Genomic DNA, 18,447 nt, shown 5'->3' with positions numbered 1-18,447 from the left:
GCGGAGGGCCCGGCCGATGGAGCTCTACGGCTTCTTCCGCTCCTCGACCTCCTACCGCCTGCGCATCGCGCTGGCGCTGAAGGGCATCGAGTACGAGGCGCACGCCGTCAGCCTGCCGAGGATGGAGCACCGCAGCCCCGAGTACCTGGCGGTCAACCCGCAGGGGCTGCTGCCGACCCTGGTCGACGAGGGGCGCGCCTACGCCCAGTCGCTGGCGATCCTGGAGTATCTCGACGAGCGCTATCCCGAGCCGCCCTTCCTGCCGGACGACGCGGCCGGCCGGGCGGTCGTGCGCTCGCTCGCCCAGGTCGTCGCCTGCGAGATCCATCCGCTGAACAACGTCCGGGTGCTGAAGTACCTCCAGGCGACCTGGAATTTCAGCGATGCGGACCGCGACGCCTGGTACCGGCACTGGATGGCCGAGGGCCTGCAGAAGTTCGAGGCGACGCTGGCCCACGAGGGCTGCGCCGGACGCTTCTGCTTCGGCGACCGGCCGGGCCTCGCCGACATCTGCCTGGTGCCGCAGATCTTCAACGCGAAGCGCTTCGACTGCCCGCTCGAGGCCTATCCCGCGACCCTGGCGATCTTCGGGCGCTGCCTGGAGCTCGAAGCCTTCGAGACGACCCAGCCGAAGTACCAGCCGGACGCCTTCTAGCCTGGACGTCTCAGGCCGGCTGGGCGATCCGGCCGCGGCGGACGGCGAGCGCGAGGCCGGTCATGACCGCGAGGTTGAAGACGCCGGCGGCCGTGGCGACGGCGAAGCTCGCCGCATAGGTGCCGGTCAGGTCGAAGAGCAGGCCGCCCTGCCAGCCGCCCAGGCCGTGGCCGAGCCAGGCGAAGGCGCCGACGATGCCCATCGCGCCGGCGCGCCGCGACGGCCGGGTCAGTGCCCGGGTCGTGGTCAGCAGGCCGGTCATCACGCCGGCATAGCCAAAGCCGTAGAGCGGCGCGTAGAGATAGAAGCCCTCCAGGCTGTCGATCCGCGTAAAGCCGAAGACCATCAGGGTCTGCCAGAGCGAGGCGGTCATGTAGGCCGGGATCGCGCCGATCATGTCGGCGAGCCGCCCGAAGCAGATCCGCCCCGCGATGCCCGCCGCCAGCATCGCGACCATGACCCCGCCGGCTTCCGGCCCCGGGATGCCGCAGCCCTGCATCAGCGGCACGAGGTGCATCAGCGGCACCGACATCAGCGTGCAGCAGCCGACGACCGCGATGCTGAGCGTCACGACCACGGCCCGGTGCGGCAGGGCCGTGGGCGACTCGTCGACCTCGCCGGCCCGGGCGCCGGCCGCAGGGCGCGGCGGATCGCGCATGAGCAGGGCGAGCGGCAACAGGACCGCCAGCGAGGCGGCGCCGAGCGCGACGAAGGCGCCGCGCCAGCCGAGCTGCTCGATCAGCAGCGCCGCGACGAAGGGCACGCCGCCCTGCCCCATGGCCTGGCCGGCCGAGGCGATGCCGATCGCCAGGCCGGCGCCGACCGCGAACCAGTTGCTGACCAGCGCGATCAGCGGCGCGAAGAAGGCCGCGCCGCCCAGCGCGCCGGCGGCGAAGAACAGCAGGTAGAACTGCCAGAGCGAATCGGCGAGCGAGGCCCCGAGCACGCAGAGGCCCAGCACCGCGGCGCCGAAGAGCGCGACCGGCCGCGTGCCGAGCCGCTCGGCGAGACGGCCCATGACGATGCCGCCCAGGGCGACGCCGACCACGCCGGCCGTGTTGATCAGCGCGATGTCGCCGCGCTGCCAGCCGAACTCCCGCTCGAGCGGCAGGAAGAAGACCGACAGGCCGTTGACCAGCTGGCCGAGCGCCAGGGCGAAGATCACCGCGACCGCTGCGACGACCACCCAGCGATAGGCCGGCTGGCCCACTCCGCTCGCCATCGTGAGATGCCCTCCCGCCCCCGACCCCGCCCCGTGCGGGCAAGAATGCCGGAAGGCGCCCCTAGCTTTCCAGCCGCTCCAGCAGCAGCGCCATCGCCGCCTGCACCGCCTGCAGGCGCACGGCGTCGCGCGAGCCGGCGAAGACACAGCGCCGCTCCAGCGGCGGGCGGCCGCGCCGGACCGCGGCCAGGTAAATCGTGCCGACGGGATCCCGCTCGTTGCCGCCGCCGGGCCCGGCATAGCCGGTGACGGCGACGACGGCACCGGCCGTCGAGTGCGACAGGGCCCCCTCGGCCAAAGCCCGTGTCACCTCCGCGCTGACCGCGCCGTGGGCCTCGGAGATCGCTGCCGAGACGCCAAGGCCGCTGGCCTTGGCCGAGCCGTGGTAGAGCACGAAGCCGCGCTCGAAGATGCTGGAGGCGCCGGACACCGAGGTCAGGCAGGCGCTGACCAGCCCGGCGGTCACCGTCTCCGCGCTGGCGAGGCGCAGGCCGGCGGCACCGGCCACGGCCAGCACGCGGCCGGCCAGGTCGGTCAGCGCCGGCGGGAAGATCGGCTCCGGCAGGTCCGCGGCCGCGGCGCTCCCGGCGGCCGTCATTGCGCCGCCTTCAGCCGGCCGATGGTGCGCAGCGCGCTCGGCTTGATGTCCTGGACGTCGAGGCTGACGTCGAGCGCCCGCACCGTGTGGGTGATCTCGCCGATCGAGATGACGTCGACACCGAGCTCGGCGATCGGCACGATGCTGCTCTCGTTGATGCCGCCCGAGGCCTCGGTCATGGCGCGGCCGCCGACCAGCTTCAGGCCCTCGCGCATCTCCTCGAGGTCCATGTTGTCGAACATGATGATCTCGACGCCGCAGTCCAATGCCTCCTGGACCATCTCCAGCGTCTCGCACTCGACCTCGATCTTGAAGGTGTGCTGGGCGCGGGCGCGCAGGATCTCGATGGCCGGCCTGATGCCGCCGGCGATCTTCAGGTGGTTGTCCTTGACCAGGATGCAGTTGGTCAGGTTGAAGATGTGGTTGTTCGCCCCGCCGACCCGGACCGCGTACTTCTGCACCATGCGCAGGCCCGGCCAGCCCTTGCGGGTGTCGGTCAGCCGCACCTTGGTGTGCTGGACCAGCTCGACGTAGCGGCGGGTGCGCGTGGCGATGCCCGAGAGCTGCTGGATCCAGTCCAGCGCGGCCCGCTCGATCATGAAGAAGCAGGAGGCGCGCGCCTTGATGCGCAGCAGCACCGTGCCCGGCTCGACCGTGTCGCCGTCCTTGACCAGGTGCTCGACCTCGGCCTCGGGATCGACCTGCTTGATCGTCTCGTCGGCGAACAGCAGGCCGCAGACGACGCCGTGGCCCTTGACGTAGATCTGGCCGGTCTGGACCGGGTCGTCACCGACCAGGAAGCCGCCGGTGGTATCGCCCATGCCGAGCTCTTCGCGCAGACCCTGCTCGACCAGCGGGCGGATCATGAAGCGGTTCAGCTGCATTCCTCGTCTCTCCTCGGACGTCCGCGGCGTCACGCCGTCAGGCTGTTGCTGTAGGCCTGCCCGCCCTTCATCACGAGGCGCAGGTTCCCGCGCTTCTGCAGGCAGGTGATGTCGTCGAGCGGCGCGCCCTCGACGACCAGCAGGTCGGCGTAGCGGCCGGGCGCCAGCAGGCCGATGTCGTCGCGCTCCAGGCACTCGGCGGCGCGCGCCGTCGCGGCGGTCAGCGCCTCGAGCGGCGTCATGCCGAGCCAGTCGACCATGAACTCGAGCTCGACCAGGTTGTCGCCGACCAGCAGGCGGTGCGACTGGTCGGTGCCGAAGGCGACCTTGACGCCGCGCTTCACGGCCTCCCTGTAGAGCGGGATCTGCTTCTGCATCAGGCCGAAGATCTCGCTGTCCTTGGCGTCTTCCTTGGCCAGCTGCTGGGCGCTCCAGGCCTTGTCGGTCTCGCGCTTGCGCACCGACATCGGCACCAGCGCCAGGGTCGGCACCCACCAGGTGCCCTGGGCGATCATGCGGTCGACGCTCTCCTCGTCGATGAACCAGCCGTGCTCCAGCGACCAGGCGCCGGCGTCGAGGGTGCTGCGGATGCCGTCGATGCCCTCGGCATGGACCGCGACGCGCTTGCGCTTGGCCGCCGCTTCGGCGACCGCGACCGAGAGCTCCTCGACGGTGAACTGCGGCTCGTCCCAGCTGTCGGTCACCGAGGTGATGCCGCCGGTCGCGCAGATCTTGATGAAGTCGGCGCCGGCCGCCAGGACCTGGCGGACCAGGCGGCGCACGCCGTCGACGCCGTCGGCGACCGGGTCGGGCAGCCAGGAGCGCTTGGCGATGCGGTGCCCGGCCGGCAGCCAGTAGTCGCCGTGGCCGCCGGTCTGGGAGATCATGACCAGGGAGATCATCATGCGCGGGCCGGGCACGATGCCCTCCTCGACCGCGGCCCGGAAGCCGGCGTCGGCGCCGCCCATGTCGCGCACCGAGGTCACGCCGCAGGCCAGCGTCTCCTCCAGGATCGTGGTCGAGCGCAGCACGTTGTAGGTCGGCGTGTTCAGCAGGTGCTGGCGCATGTCGCGCGCCCGGTAGGTCGTGTGCACGTGGCTGTCGACGATGCCGGGCATGACCCAGCGGCCGCCGGCGTCGAGCACCTCGGCGCCCTTCGGCAGGGCGACCTGCGAGGCCGGACCGACGGCGGCGATGCGCTCGCCCTCGATCAGCACCACGCCGTCGGGGAGCGGCTCGCCGCCCGCCCCGTCGATCACCGTCCCGCCGACCACCGCGATCGTCATGCCGCCTGCCCTCGCCTCCCTGCATTCCTCTGCCTGGCGCCATGGTGCGGAGCGGCACCGGCCGGCGATAGGGCCAGTCCGCTGGCGAGTCGTGATGCCAAGCGGCTCAGGCGCCCCCGGCCTGCGCCGCCAGCCAGCCGAGCGCCCGCTCCAGGGTCGCCCGGTCAAGGCCGCGCGCGATCGCGGTGACCCGCCCCCGCGCCAAGCCGTCGGGCCAGCGCTCCAGCCGGACCGGCGCGTGCACCAGGTGCTGCACGGCGTGGACCGCGACCGGCCGCCCGGGGTCGTCGCTCAGGGCCAGGACGCCCTTCAGCCGCAGCAGATGGGCACCGCCGACCACCATCAGCTCCTCGAGCCAGCCCTCCAGCAGCGCCGGGTCGAGCGGCCCCGGCAGCTCGACCGAGGCCGTGACGATCGCGTCCTCGCCGCCGTGGCGGTGATCATGGTCATGGCCGTGGGGATGCCCGGCGGGCGGCTCGAGCCAGCGCCCGGCGCGCCGGCCCGCCGCGTCGGGCCCGAGGCCGAGCAGCCGCTCTGCCGGCAGGTCGCCGCTGACGGCGCTGAGGCGGGCCGCGGAGGGATTGAGCCCGGCGAGCGACCGCTCCAGCCGGTCCAGGCCGGCGGCGTCCGCGAGGTCGCTCTTGGTCAGGACCAGCAGGTCGGCGACCGCGGCCTGGAGCGGCGCTTCCGGCTGGTCCCGCAGGCTGGCCTCGCCGAGGATGCCGTCGACCAGCGTGACGACGCCGTCGAGCAGGACCCGGCGGTTGAGTCTCGGGTCGCCGATCAGCTGCTGCAGCAGCGGCAGGGGATTGGCGGCCCCCGAGGTCTCGACCAGGAAGCGCCGGAACGGCGGCAGGCCGGCGTCGCGGCGCGCCCGGGTGAGCCGGCCGACCGCCTCGGCCAGGCCGTCCTGCAGGCTGCAGCAGAAGCAGCCGCCGTCGAGCACCAGGGTGGTGTCGTCGCTGGCCTCGACCAACAGCTGGTCGACCCCGACCGCACCGATCTCGTTGACCACGACGCCGCAGTCGGCGAAGGCGGGATCGCGCAGCAGGGCGTTCAGCAGGGTCGTCTTGCCGCTGCCCAGGAAGCCGGTCAGCAGCGTCAGGGGAACCACGTCGAGGCCTTCCTTCCCGAAACGGCTGCGGCCCCGCCGGACGGTCCGGCGGGGCCGCGGAGAAGCACCCTAGGATCAGGCGAAGTCGGGCGCCAGCATGCGCGCGCGCATGAAGTCGAACTCGCTGATCTTGGTGTAGGGCATGACCGTCTTCCGGAAGGCCATGATCGAATCGTAGATCTCCTTCGACAGGGCATCGGCCGAGGCGGCGGTGGCCAGCACGTCCTTGGTCGCGGCGCCCAGGCCCTTCAGCACCTCCTCGGGGAAGATCTTGATCTCGGCATCGGAGGCCTCGATGGTCTTCAGGCCCTCGGCGTTCTTGGCGACGAACTCGGAGATCACGACCTGGTTGGCGACGTAGTTGCCGCCGCGCACGATCTCCTTGAGGTCGTCGTCGAGCTTGTTCCAGGAGTTGAGGTTGATGAAGCAGTCGAGCACGCCGCAGGGCTCGAAGATGCCCGGCCAGTAGTAGTACTTGGCGACCTTGTGCAGGCCGAAGGCGACGTCGTTGAAGGGGCCGACGAAGTCGGCGCCGTCCAGCGTGCCGGTCTGCAGCGCCTGCGGCACCTGGCCGAGCGGCAGCTGCACCGGGGTGCCGCCGACCGCCTGGATGACCTTGGCGCCCAGGCCGCCGATGCGGATCTTCAGGCCGTTGAAGGCGGCCATCGAGTCGAGCAGCTTGTTGGTCCAGGCCGCGCCCTGCACCGAGGTGTTGCCGCTCGGGAAGAACTTGACGCCGAGCTGCGAGTAGACCTTGTCGGCCAGGGCCAGGCCGCCGCCGTACTCGAACCAGGCGTTCTGCTCCTGGGTCGTCAGGCCGAAGGGCACCGGGCAGAGCATGGTCATGGCCGGCAGCTTGCCGGCCCAGAACGGCGGGTAGCCGTGGCCGACGTCGAGCGCGCCGTCGGCGACCGCGTCCATCACCCCGAAGGGCGGCGCGATCTCGCCGGCCGCGTAGACCTTGACGGTCAGGCGGCCGCCCGAGGCCTTGGAGACGAAGTCGGCGAAGACCTGCGGCCCGGTCGAGAGCAGGGGCGAGTTCTTGGCCCAGGTCATCTCCATGCGCCACTCGATCTTGCCGGCCGAGATCGCCGGCTTGGGGAAGCTCGACACCGCGGCCGCGACCGCCCCCGTGCCGGCGACGCCGGCGGACCTCAGAAACCCACGACGATTCATGTCAGCCTCCTTGCTTTGTTCGGGTCGGCTCGACCCAGGGCCCGGCGGTCGGCCGGTGCCTGCCTTCAGAACAGGACTTTCGGCAGCCAGGTCGCGAGCTCCGGGAAGGCCCAGATGACCGCGACGGCCGTGAGCTGGATCAGGGTGAAGGGAATGACGCCCCGGTAGATCGTCTCGATCTCGATGCCGCGGCCGACGCCCTGCAGGTAGAAGATCGCGAAGCCGAAGGGCGGCGTCAGGTAGCTGGTCTGCAGCACGATCGCCATGGCGACGCCGAGCCAGATCGGATCGGTGCCGAGCATGATCAGCACCGGGCCGAAGATCGGCACGACGATGAAGATGATCTCGAAGGTGTCGATGATGAAGCCGAGCAGGAAGATCAGCGACAGCACGAAGATCACCGCCGTCACCTGACCGCCCGGCAGCAGGGTGATCAGGTCGATCACCACGTCCTCGCCGCCCAGGCCCCGGAACACCAGGGTGAAGACCGTGGCGCCGAGCAGGATGGCGAAGATCATCGTGCTGATGACCAGGGTCGAGTGGGCGACCTGGCGCAGCATGGCGAAGGAGAACTGGCCCATGGCGACCGCCAGCAGCACGGCGCCCAGGGCGCCGAGGGCCGCCGACTCGGTCGCCGTGGCGAGGCCGCCCAGGATCGAGCCGAGCACCACGACGATCAGCAGCAGCGGCGGCAGCATCGCCTTGAGCACGCGGGTGCCGAGGGTGCGCCGCTCCTCGGCCGACATGACCAGCGCCGGGCAGGAGGCCGGGTCGGTCGCCGCCTTGAACAGCAGCCAGCCGATGTAGAGCAGCACCATGACAAGGCCCGGCAGCAGCGCGGCGCTGAACAGGTCGGTGATCGAGATCGTGGCGCCGCCGAACCTGCCGAGCCGCAGGTTCGCCTGGGTGTCGGCGTTCTGCAGCGTCATGCCGAGCAGGATCAGCACGGTCGAGGGCGGGATCAGCTGGGCCAGCGTGCCGGAGGCGCAGATGACGCCGGCGGCGAGCGGCTTGTCGTAGTTCGCCTTCAGCATCGCCGGCAGGCTGATCAGCCCCATGGTGACGACGGTCGCGCCGACGATGCCGGTCGAGGCGGCGAGCAGCGCGCCGACCAGCACCACCGAGATGCCGAGGCCGCCGCGCAGGCCGCCGAACAGCTGCCCCATGGTGAGCAGCAGGTTCTCGGCAATCTTCGAGCGCTCCAGCACCACGCCCATGAAGACGAAGAGCGGCACGGCGAGCAGCGTCTCGTTGAGCAGCAGCGCGACGATCCGGCCGTTGGTCGTCGCCAGCATCGGCCAGGGGAAGACGCCGAGCGCCGAGCCGAGGGCGGCGAAGGCGATGCCGGTGCCGGCCAGGGTGAAGGCGACCGGAAAGCCGAAGATCATCAGCCCGAAGGCCGAGACGAACATGAAGAGGCAGATGCCGTGGCTCGACAGCAGCAGGTCAAGCATGGGCCTGGTCCTGCCCGCCTTCGCTGCGGCGCTCCATCAGGTGGCCCCAGCGATCCGGGTCGACGAGGGACGCCAGGCTCTTCAGCAGCAGCGACAGGCCCTGCAGCACGAGCAGGGCGCAGAACACCAGGATGAAGGTCTTGAAGAGGTACATGACCGGCAGGCCGTCGGGCGTCGGCGAGGCCTCGTGGGTGCGCCAGGAGCGCTCGACGATCGGGATCGAGTCCGTGCCGATCACATACATCGCCGGCCAGAGCAGCAGCAGCACGCCCAGGACATTGACCAGGGCGCGGGCGCGCGTGCCGAACTTCCGGTAGAGCACGTCGACCCGGACGTGGCCCTCGATCTGCAGCACGTAGGCCGCCGAGACCATGAAGATCACGCCGTTCAGCCAGACGTAGCTCTCGCTGAGCCAGGGGTAGCCGACCAGGAAGAGGTAGCGCAGCACCATCACCGCGGCGGCGACCAGCACGACCAGCGGCACCAGCCACATGGCGGCCAGGCCGCAGGCCTTCGTCAGGCGGTCGATCAGCCCGGCAAACGCCAGCAGGACGCTCATCGCCGGGCCCCGCGCGCCGGGATCCCCGGACCGAAGACGCAGGAACGGCAAGGCGGATTCCGCATGCTCTCCCCCAACCCCGATGAAGCTCTCCGGACCGTCCGCCACGGCGGAGCGTTCGTGCGCCCTCGCCTTAATTACGCGGTATGCTGAGTGTCTATCCGGGAGGCTGTCAACAGGATTCTCCCTGCTCCACCCGGCCCAAAAAGAAGTCCAACCAGTACACGAGCCCACTTGTCCGAATATGATCGTGACCAGAGCACCGACCCGTCCTATTCCGAAAGTACCCGGCGCCTCTACCGGTCGCTTCCATCAGAATTCAAAAGACCATAGAGACAATAAGGCATTGATATACTGCAGGATTGCACCCTCGTTTCGAAAAACGCTCCAGGTCGCCCGCCGGCACGAGCCACGCCTTCAATCATGCTGCATCGCAGCATGTCCGATGCATACCATCATATCTCCTGGCTCGACCCGGCCGGCTAGGCCGGCAGCAGGACGGCGATGTTCTTGACCTCCGTGTAGAACTCCAGGCCATAGCGCCCGAGCTCGCGGCCGATGCCCGACTGGCGATAGCCGCCGAAGGGCGCGAAGAGGGCCTGCGAACTGGCGCTGGTCTGGCCGTTGATCGAGACCATGCCGCAGCGCAGGTCGCGGGCCGTAGAGAGCGCGCGCTCCAGGTCGCGGGTCCAGATCGTCGCGTTCAGCCCGTAGTCGCCGGCGTTCGCCAGGGCCACCGCCTCGCGCGGGTCGGCGAAGCGGGCGACCGCGGCGACCGGCCCGAAGATCTCCTCGCGCAGCAGCGGCGAGCCGGGCTCGACGCCGGCGAAGACCGTCGGCGCCTCGTACCAGCCGACCTCGGGCAGCGGCAGCGCGACCGGCCGCCGGGCCGCAGATCCGTCGGCCTCCAGGAAGCCGCGCACCCGCGCCCGATGCGCCTCCGAGATCAGCGGGCCGAGGGTCGTCGCCTCGTCGAGCACCGGCCCCGCACGCAGGCGCCCGGCCGCCACCACGAAGGCCTCGACGAAAGCGTCGTGCAGGGTCTCGGCGACCAGCACGACCGAGCGCGCCGAGCAGGACTGGCCGGCATTGCCGAAGGCGGCGGAGACCGCCGAGGCGGCCGCCGCCTCGACGTCGGCGTCGTCGAAGACGAGGAAGGGGTTCTTGCCGCCGAGTTCCAGGGCGACCGGGCGCACACCGACCGCGGCCGCCTGCATGACCCTGGTGCCGACCGCGGTCGAGCCGGTGAAAGCGACGGCGTCGACCTCGGCTCGGGCGACCAGCGCCGCGCCCAGCTCGGCGCCGCCGGGCAGCACCGCCAGCACGCCCTCCGGCAGGCCGGCCTCGCGGCAGAGCGCCGCCAGTACCAGGGCCGAAAGCGGCGTCAGCGGCGAGGGCTTGAGCAGACAGCAGCAGCCGGCGGCGAGCGCCGGTGCCAGCTTCCAGGCGCAGGCCAGCAGCGGGAAGTTCCAGGGCACGATCTGCGCCGCGACGCCGATCGGTTCGCGCAGCGTGAAGTCGAGCAGCGAGGGCGCCACCGGGATCGTCTCGCCATAGAGCTTGTCCATGGCGCCGGCGTAGTAGTGGAAGACCTTGGCCGCGCCGGCGACCTCCCGCCGGACCGCGGCCAGCGGCTTGCCGGCGTCGAGCGCCTCGAGCCTCGACAGCGGCTCGGCCTGCGCCTCGATCGCCAGGGCGATGCGTTCCAGCAGGCGGCCGCGGTCGTAGGCCGGCGTGCGCGGCCAGGGGCCGCTGTCGAAGGCCCGGCGCGCCGCGGCGGCGGCACGCTCCAGGGTTGCCGCGTCGCAGGCCGCGACCTCGGCGAGCGGCGTCCCCGTCGAGGGATCCTCGACGCCCAGCGGCGCGCCGCCGGCCCGGAAGGCACCCTCGACGAAGGGGCCGAGGGCCTCCGGCCAGGCGGACCCGAAGGCGGCGGCGAGCGCGGCGAGGGCCATGGCCGTCAGGCGGCCTCCAGGATCTCGCCGGCGAGGCGCCGGGCCGCCTCGCCTGGATCGTCGGCGGCGAAGACCAGGCGGCCGACGATGGCGTGGCGCCCGCTCATCGCGCCGGCCCGCGCGAAGCCCTCGGCGATCGAGCCGCCGAGCGGCCCGAAGCCGGTCAGGAAGACGACGGGCTGCGGGAGGTGCTCGCGCATCCAGCGGCAGCGGCGCTCGATCGCCTCGGGATCGCGCGCCGGGAGGACGAAGTGGTCGACGCCGACCGCTGCGGCGTCGGCCATGATCCGGTCGAGCGCGTCGTCGGCCAGGTAGCCGCCGCCGGAGATCGTGTAGTCGGCCACCGGGATCTCGCCGCCGACCACCGGCACCAGGCCCTGCTTCAGCGCCTCGCCGCCGAACTGGCGCACCGCCGTCGGCCCGGCGACCGGGAAGAGGATCAGGCCGGTGACCTTCGCCTCGGCGCAGATCGCCGTGAACTTCGCGGCCATGTCCGGCATGTCCGGCCCGGCCTTCTGGTGATCGTAGAGCACCGGCAGGTCGGTCAGCTCGCGCAGGCGCGCCATGGCCGGGGCGAGCCCCAGGCGCAGCACGGCGGTCAGCCCGAGCTTGTAGCCGGTCACGCCCTCGACCCCGCAGGTCGCCCTGACCACCCGCTCGAGCGCCTCGAGCGTCGCCATGTCGAGCGCCGGCACCAGACCGCTGCGCCCGCGAAACACCTCGCTCATGCTCCGACCGTCTCCCCTGCCGCCGCCCTGCAGGCGGCAGGGCACGCTGCCAGGGTCCTGTCGGCGGCGCGTCCGGCCAAGGGCCGCCTGACGCGCGGCCCGTGAGTCCAATCGGGCGGGGCAGCTAGGCCTGGGCCCGAACGTCGGCGAGGAAGCCGGCGATCGAGCGGCGCAGCCGGTCGGCCTCGTCGGCCATCTCGGAAGAGGCCGCGAGGACACCCTCGGCCTCGCTGCCGAGCGTCGCCGCGCCGCCGGAAAGGGACCCCAGGTGGCGGGCCGCCGACTCGGTGCCCAAGGCCGCGTGCCGGGCGTTGGCGACGATGCCGCCGAGGGCCTCGGACTGCTCGCCGATGGTCGCGGCAAGCGCGCCCGCGATGCTCTCGATGCGGCGGATGCCGTCCAGCACCTCGGCGATCACGCCGGCGGTCTCGCGGCTCGCCGCCGTGGTGGCGCCGAGCTGCTGCGAGATCTGACCGGTGGCGTCGCCGGTCTCGGTCGCCAGCGTACGCACCTCGCCGGCAACCACCGCGAAGCCGTCGCCATGCCGGCCGGCGCGGGCCGCCTCGATGGTCGCGTTGAGCGCCAGCAGATTGGTCTGGGAGGCGATATCCTCGATCACCTCGGCGATCGAGCCGATCTGGGCGATCGCGTCGGTCAGCACCACGACGGCGCGTTCGACCCGGTCGGCGCCGGCGGCGGTCTCGCGCGCCAAGCCGGCCGAGTCGGCCATGCGGGCGCTGACCTCGCGGATCGCACTGCTGATCGCCTCCGCGGCGCCGGCCACCGCCTGCACGCTGCCGGAGGTGACGTCGGCCGCCTCGCGCACCGCCGAGGCCTCGCGCGCACCCTCGGCGGCGATGTCGCTGAGCGCCTGCGAGCGACGATGCAGGTCGCCGGCGATCGTGGCGACCTTGTCGACGCTGCTGAGCACCCGGCGCTCGAAGGAATGCGCGACCTCGGCGAGGCTCTCACGGCGCAGCCGCGCGGCTCGATCGCGCTCCTCGTCGAGGCGGTGCCGGGCCGTCTCGGCGGCGCGCGCCGTGTCGATGAAGACGTCGAGCGCCTCGGCCATCTCGGAGACCTCGTCGTGGCCGCGCCGCGGCACCTCGACCTCGAGGTCGCCGCCGGCGACCCGGTGCATCGCCGCGGCCAGGGTCTCGATGCGGCCGACGACACGGCGGCCGACGTAGAACCAGGCGATCGCGCCGGCCAGAAGCACGCTGGCGAGCAGGGAGGCGATCAGCGTCCGGCTGGCGGTGTCGAGCGTCGCGGCCGTCGCCGCGCCGGCCGCACGGGCCGAGGCCTGGGTCGAGTCGACCAGGCGCCCGACGGCGGCGCCCAGTTCCTCGGTCGCCGAGCGGTTGCGCGCGATCAGCTCGGCACTGGTCGCCGACAGCCCGAGTTCGTCGCGGCGCAGCTCGACGATGCCGTCCTTGCCCAGTCCGAGCGCGACGAGCCGGCCGACCTTGTCGGCGATCGCCGGATCCATGGCCGGCGGCAGGGTCGCCGCCAGGCGGCGCAGCCGGTCCGCGGTCGCCCGGGCTTCCGCGGTGACGCGGTCTAGGCCCTCCGGATTCTCCGCCTCGCCGGCCCAGGACAGCAGGCCGACGAGGAGGTTGGCGTCGGCCAGCAGCCCGCTGGCGACACGATTGTTCTCGAGCGCGACCGGCAGCGCCTTCTCCGACAGCTCGCCCATGCGCGCCGCGAGCCGCTGGCCTGAGTCGACCGCCTCGGTGCGCGCGTTGAGGATCAGTGCCTGCATCGTCTCCTGCACCCGGGTGTCGGCCTGGGCGATCTCGTCCAGCATCCTGTTGATCTTCGCTCCGGCTGCCGCCCGCGCCTCCGGCGAGGCGGAGGGGTCGGTCTGCGTGAGGTGCAGGGTGTAGACGTTGGTGTCGCCGCCGCCGGCGGCGAGCAGCACCCGGGTCTGAGCCTCGATCGGCGCGATGCCGTCGACCTTCCGCAGCGAGCGCAGGGCGCCGGTCAGCTCCGAGGCGGCGCTGTCGAAGTCGGTCGAGAAGGTCATGATCCGCGAGCGGTCGGCGGTCGTCGCGCCCTGGATCAGGCCGCGGGTCAGCTGGGCCACGGCGCCGCGCAGCCGGAACAGCGGCACGACGCGGTCGCTGATCAGCCTGGCGATCTGCTCCGCCGAGCCGGCGCCCTCGGCCGACGCCCCCTCGACCGCCGAGCCTAGCGCCGCGCGGGCCCTGTCCATCGCCGGCTCGAGCGCGGCATTGAGACCGTCGTGGACGCGGCGCAGCTCCGCGAGCCGGGCAAGCCGGCTGTCCTTCGAGCGCAGTCGCGAGGCCGACGCCTCGGACAGCGCGCCGATGTTCGTCAGCACTTGGTCGATGTCCTTGCCGAGATCGGCGATCGCCGGGCGGTCGCCGCTCGGCGAGAGGCCGCCGACCAGGTCACCCAGCGTCTTGCCGCGCGCCGTCGCCTCCAGAGCCAGGGCGTCGAGCTGGCCGGACCCGCCTGCCGCGTCGATCAGCGGGCCGAGCGCCGACAGCCGCGCCGCCTCGGCCGAGAGCGAGAGGGCGCCAACCAGGGCGGGAAGCTGCATGTCGGTCACCGATTCGACGCGATCGCGCACCGACTCCGAGGCCATCCAGGAGATCGCCGCGCCGACGCTGGGCACCGCGACGACCAGCGCGAAGGCCACGAAGAGCTTCAGCTTGATCCCGGCGCGGCGGCGCGGCCGCTCGATGCTCCCCTGTGGCATCGACATCACTAGCGCAGTCATCGCGGCGTCCGGTCGTCAGTTGTCGAGAGAGGGGCTTCCGCGCAAGCGTGATGCCGCCGTGGCGCGGCAACCGATGTCTTCGGAAGATGAAAATCGAAAGAAGCGCTTGTGAAATTTTTATATCTTCGGAAGATTCGGAAGAATGACGCCACGCATTCACGCTATTTTAAAACATACGCCACGACTACTCCACGTTTCGTGACGGTCGAATTGCCCGCCATACGAACAAAAATCGGGCTCTCTGCACGCAATCCTTTCAGGTCGGCAGTCCCCGTCCCTCGGCCTGCGGGCGCCCGGATCAGCCGCCCGGGCGGTGCAGCCCGTCGATCGCCGCGGCGAGCAGCGCGATGCCGCGGTCGATCTGCCGCTCGTCGACGGCGGCGAAGCCGATCATCAGGGCCCGGCGGCCGATGCCGGCCGTGCCGTACTCGTGGCCGCCGCCGCTTTCCAGGGTGTAGACGCCGACCTGCCGGGCGCGGGCGGCGCGCGCCACCGCGGTCGCCTCGGGAAAGTCCTCCGGCAGGTGCCAGACGACGTGGGTGCCGCAGCGCGTCCCGGTCAGCGCGACCCGACCGAAGTGCCGCTCGAGCGCCGCCAGCAGGGCGTCGCGGCGGTCCAGGCAGGTCTGGCGCAGCCGCCGGACGTGGCGCCGGTAGCCGCCCTCGGCCAGGAAGCGGGCCAGGGCCGCCTGCTCCAGCCAGGGCGGCCCGTTGTCGAGCAGGGCCTTGGCCGCCGTGGTCTTGTCGACCAGGGCCGGCGGCACGATGGCGTAGCCCATGCGGATGCCGGCGCCGAGCGACTTCGAGAAGGTGCCGAGATGGACGACCAGGTCGCCGCGCAGCGCCTTCAGCGAGGGCTCGGGCGGCCCCTCGTAGACGAAGTGGCTGTCGTAGTCGTCCTCGATGATCAGCGCGCCGTTGCGCTCGGCCCAGTCGAGCAGCACCCGGCGCCGGTCGAGCGACAGGGTCGTGCCGAGCGGATACTGGTGCGAGGGCGTGGTGTAGAGCAGCGCGCCTGCCGCCTCGGGCAGCAGGTCGGTGCGCAGCCCCTCGGCGTCGAGCGGCACCGGCAGCAGCCGGCAGTCCAGCGCCTCGAAGAGGTAGCCGGCGCCCTGGTTGCAGGGGTCCTCGACGACCACCGTCTCGCCGCCGCGCAGGTAGAGCCGGGTCACCAGGTTGAGCGCCAGCTGGGCGCCGGCGACGACGAAGACCTGCTCGGGCTCGACGGCGATGCCGCGCGAGGCCGCGACCTCGTCGGCGATCGCCTGGCGCAGGGTCAGCAGGCCGGCCGGCTCGCTGTACTCGGTCAGGTTGGCGCCGGCGCCGGGCCGGGCCAGGCACTCGGCGACCAGGCGGCGCCAGGTCTTGAGCGGGAAGAGCCGCGGGTCGGCGCGCTGGACCCAGAAGTCGATCGGCGCCTCCTGGCGGTGGACCAGCACGTGCTGGCGGCCGTGGAAGCGCGGCGGCGGCACGCGCGCGGCCTCCGCGGGGCTGCCCTGGGGATCCTCGGCGCGCAGGCTCTGCTCGGGCAGGCTGTCGCAGACGAAGGTGCCGGCGCCGCGCCGGCCCTCGATGTAGCCCTCGGCCATCAGCCGGTCGTAGGCCAGCGCCACGGTGTTGCGCGACAGGCCGAGCTCGCGGGCCAGGACCCGCGTCGGCGGCAGCCGCTCGCCGGGGCGCAGCCGCCCGGAGGCGATCTGCTCCGAGAGCTGGGCCGCCACCTGCTCCTGCAGCGGACGGCCGGCGGCGCTATCGAGCCTGAGCAGCAGCACGGGGTGTCGCGAGAGCGTCCTTCTGTTTGCGTCGGCGGCAAGCTACGCGGCGCCCCGCCTTGGCACCAGACGTTAATCGGCAGGCGGCCCTAGGCGCGGGCGCGCGGCCGCGCTGTCCTGCCCCGCGATGGCGCAAGGCAGCAGCAGACAGGGCGGTGTTCCCGCCCGCCCGGCCCGGGCGGTCCTCTTCGACTGGGGCGGCACGCTGGTCGACTATCCGGCCTCGAACGCGCGGCCGGACGACCATGCGCTCTGCGTGCGCAGCGCCTACGACTGCCTGGTCGGCGATGGCCTGCTCGACGCGGCGACGCCCTGGGAGCGCTTCCAGCCGGTCTACATGGCCGAGACGCTGTCGCTGATCCGCCGCGCCGCCGAGACCCACGAGGAGCACAGCTTCCTGGAGCGCTTCGGCAACACCTTCGCCCGGCTCGGCCTCGCCCATCCCGGCGACGACCGCTTCGGGCCGGTCGTCGAGGTCCTGAGCGACGCGCTGATCGCGCACTGCCGGCCGATGCCCGGCGCCGAGGCGCTGCTGAACGCGCTCGCCGGCCGCCTGCCGGTCGCCGTGGTCTCGAACTTCCCGCACCGGCCGGTCGTCGAAGGCACGCTGGCCGAGGCCGGTTTCGAGCGGCATCTCGACGCGCTGGTCGTCTCGGCCGACCTCGGCCTCGCCAAGCCGCATCCGGAGATCTACCGGACCGCGGCGGCGAAGCTCGGCGTCGCGCCGGAGGACTGCCTCTTCGTCGGTGACGAGCCGCTGGCCGACGTCGTCGGCCCGGCCCGCCTGGGCTGCACGACCGCGCTGCTGCCCGGCCGCCACGGCATGGCGGTGATCGAGGAGCCGAGCTTCCGGATCGCCAGCCTGGACGAGCTGCTCGGGCTGCCGGTACTCGCCCACCTGCGGAGCGGCTGATCGGCCGTCGGCCCTGTCCGACTGATCGAGATCAGGGCCAAGTCCGAGCGCAACCGCGATAGAAGGGAGCAATCGCACACTCGGACGAAGGTCGGATGAGTTCCCATCTCCAGATCGAAGAAGCGCCCGCCGCCCGCCGATGGCCCGGGCTTTGCCTCGCATTCTCGCTGTCGATCGTCGCCGCTGCCTGCCAGGCATCGGGTACCGCCGCCCAGGCGGAGTCGGCCGGCTTCGGTTCCGCCGTCGCACGGCCGTCGCCCGCCGCGCCGGACGAGTCCCGCCCCGCGGAGCGCGCCGTCGAGCGCCTGCGCGCGGCCCTGCAGAGCTACCGGAGCATCGCCGCCGCCGGCGGCTGGCCGCAGGTTCCCGAAGGCCCGAAGCTCGAGCTCGGCGCGAGCGGGCCGCGCGTCGAGCTGCTGGCCCGGCGGCTGCGGGCGACCGGCGACCTGGCCTCGGCCGGGTCGCAGACGGCGATCTTCGACGCCGAGCTCGATGCCGCCGTGCGCCGCTTCCAGGCGCGCCACGGCCTGGAGGTCGACGGGATCGTCGGCAGGAACACGCTCGCGGCCCTGAACGTCCCGGTCGAGCAGCGCATCGACACCATCGAGCTCAACATCTGGCGCCTGGGTGCCGAGCAGCGGGACTGGGGCGAGCGCTACATCGCGGTCAACACCGCGGCGCCGACCTACCAGGTCGTCGAAGGCGGTCGGGTCGAGGTCGAGAAGCCGGCGATCGTCGGGCGTCCCGGCTGGCCGACCCCCGAGCTGGAGAGCCTGGTCGACCGCCTGGAGTTCAATCCTACCTGGACGGTGCCGGCCCGCATCCTGCGGCTCGAGGTGCAGCCCAAGATCCGCCGCGATCCCGGCTACCTGGCGCGCAACGACATGCACTGGGTCAAGGGGCAGCTGGTCCAGGCGCCGGGGCCGAAGAACCCCCTCGGCAAGGTGAAGTTCCTGTTCGCCAACCCCTATTCCGTCTACCTGCACGACACCAACAACCGGCAGCTCTTCAAGCGCGCGGCCCGTTTCCTCAGCCACGGCTGCGTGCGCGTCGCCGGTGCCCTCGATCTCGCTCGGCTGCTGCTCCGGGACGACCCGGCCTGGCCGCCGGAGCGGATCGACGAGGTGGTCGAGAGCGGCAAGACCGTGCGCGTCGAGCTGCGGTCGCCGATGCCGCTGCACATCGTCTACGACACCGCCTGGGTCGACGCCGCCGGCGTGGTCAACTTGCGCGACGACGTCTACGGGCGCGACGCGCTGATCGCCCAGACCGATGCGCCGGGACAGCAGCAGGCCGCAGGCGGATGCCCGGCCACGGCCGCGAGGCCCTGAGCGCGATCCCGGCCCGGCACCGCCGGAACGCCCCGCCGGATGCGCGAGGGGGTTG

15 protein-coding genes are annotated in these 18,447 nt (G+C 72.2%); 3 read left to right on the top strand and 12 right to left on the bottom strand.

From position 1 onward, the window contains the following. Positions 1–16 precede the first annotated feature (16 nt). A complete protein-coding gene (gene maiA / locus B9O00_RS19300) occupies positions 17–655 on the top strand; it encodes a maleylacetoacetate isomerase (protein WP_085124338.1) in 639 nt (212 codons plus the stop codon). A gap of 10 nt (positions 656–665) precedes the next feature. Here maiA and B9O00_RS19295 read toward each other — a convergent pair whose 3' ends face one another. From B9O00_RS19295 to pdxR, 12 genes are all read right to left on the bottom strand, one after another. Further along, complete coding sequence (locus B9O00_RS19295) at positions 666–1,877, bottom strand: MFS transporter (protein ID WP_085124337.1); 1,212 nt, start codon at positions 1,875–1,877, stop codon at positions 666–668. A 61-nt stretch (positions 1,878–1,938) separates the two neighbouring features. Then, entirely contained in the window at positions 1,939–2,475 is a 537-nt protein-coding gene (locus B9O00_RS19290) for a CinA family protein (protein ID WP_143596277.1), read from the bottom strand. Continuing rightward, positions 2,472–3,359, bottom strand: coding sequence for a carboxylating nicotinate-nucleotide diphosphorylase (gene nadC, locus B9O00_RS19285; RefSeq protein ID WP_085124336.1), 888 nt, complete (start codon positions 3,357–3,359; stop codon positions 2,472–2,474). Before nadC ends, B9O00_RS19290 begins: the two co-directional genes overlap by 4 nt. A gap of 29 nt (positions 3,360–3,388) precedes the next feature. Further along, the gene (locus B9O00_RS19280; RefSeq protein WP_085124335.1) at positions 3,389–4,645 is read right to left on the bottom strand and encodes a metal-dependent hydrolase family protein; all 1,257 of its coding nucleotides are present in this window, start codon (positions 4,643–4,645) and stop codon (positions 3,389–3,391) included. 106 nt (positions 4,646–4,751) lie between these two features. Then, positions 4,752–5,759 carry a CobW family GTP-binding protein gene (locus B9O00_RS19275; RefSeq protein ID WP_085124334.1) on the bottom strand — a complete coding sequence of 336 codons (1,008 nt, stop codon included), beginning with the start codon at positions 5,757–5,759 and terminating at the stop codon, positions 4,752–4,754. A 75-nt stretch (positions 5,760–5,834) separates the two neighbouring features. After that, complete coding sequence (locus B9O00_RS19270; RefSeq protein WP_085124333.1) at positions 5,835–6,935, bottom strand: TRAP transporter substrate-binding protein; 1,101 nt, start codon at positions 6,933–6,935, stop codon at positions 5,835–5,837. A gap of 65 nt (positions 6,936–7,000) precedes the next feature. Further along, the gene (locus B9O00_RS19265) at positions 7,001–8,389 is read right to left on the bottom strand and encodes a TRAP transporter large permease (protein ID WP_200808578.1); all 1,389 of its coding nucleotides are present in this window, start codon (positions 8,387–8,389) and stop codon (positions 7,001–7,003) included. After that, positions 8,382–8,948, bottom strand: a complete 567-nt coding sequence (locus B9O00_RS19260) for a TRAP transporter small permease subunit (RefSeq protein ID WP_085124332.1) — start codon at positions 8,946–8,948, stop codon at positions 8,382–8,384. Before B9O00_RS19260 ends, B9O00_RS19265 begins: the two co-directional genes overlap by 8 nt. 482 nt (positions 8,949–9,430) lie before the next feature. Continuing rightward, positions 9,431–10,903, bottom strand: coding sequence for an aldehyde dehydrogenase family protein (locus tag B9O00_RS19255; protein WP_085124331.1), 1,473 nt, complete (start codon positions 10,901–10,903; stop codon positions 9,431–9,433). 5 nt (positions 10,904–10,908) lie between these two features. Further along, a complete protein-coding gene (locus B9O00_RS19250) occupies positions 10,909–11,631 on the bottom strand; it encodes an orotidine 5'-phosphate decarboxylase / HUMPS family protein (RefSeq protein ID WP_085124330.1) in 723 nt (240 codons plus the stop codon). Between the two features lie 124 nt (positions 11,632–11,755). Continuing rightward, positions 11,756–14,356 carry a methyl-accepting chemotaxis protein gene (locus tag B9O00_RS19245; RefSeq protein ID WP_143596276.1) on the bottom strand — a complete coding sequence of 867 codons (2,601 nt, stop codon included), beginning with the start codon at positions 14,354–14,356 and terminating at the stop codon, positions 11,756–11,758. Between the two features lie 319 nt (positions 14,357–14,675). Continuing rightward, positions 14,676–16,148: a MocR-like pyridoxine biosynthesis transcription factor PdxR gene (gene pdxR, locus B9O00_RS19240; RefSeq protein WP_085124328.1), complete on the bottom strand. Its 1,473-nt coding sequence runs from the start codon at positions 16,146–16,148 to the stop codon at positions 14,676–14,678. Between the two features lie 127 nt (positions 16,149–16,275). Between pdxR and B9O00_RS19235 the strand changes: the two genes are divergently transcribed. Both B9O00_RS19235 and B9O00_RS19230 read left to right on the top strand, forming a co-directional pair. Then, on the top strand, positions 16,276–17,061 hold the full coding sequence (locus B9O00_RS19235) for an HAD family hydrolase (RefSeq protein WP_085124327.1): 786 nt from the start codon (positions 16,276–16,278) through the stop codon (positions 17,059–17,061). 95 nt (positions 17,062–17,156) lie between these two features. After that, a complete protein-coding gene (locus tag B9O00_RS19230) occupies positions 17,157–18,392 on the top strand; it encodes a L,D-transpeptidase family protein (RefSeq protein ID WP_085124326.1) in 1,236 nt (411 codons plus the stop codon). Positions 18,393–18,447 lie beyond the last annotated feature (55 nt).

The organism is Tistlia consotensis USBA 355 (assembly GCF_900177295.1).
In the GTDB taxonomy this organism is placed as follows: domain Bacteria; phylum Pseudomonadota; class Alphaproteobacteria; order Kiloniellales; family DSM-21159; genus Tistlia; species Tistlia consotensis.
The sequence above is the reverse complement of the archived record's forward strand: the minus strand, read 5'-3'. Positions and strand labels throughout refer to the sequence as shown.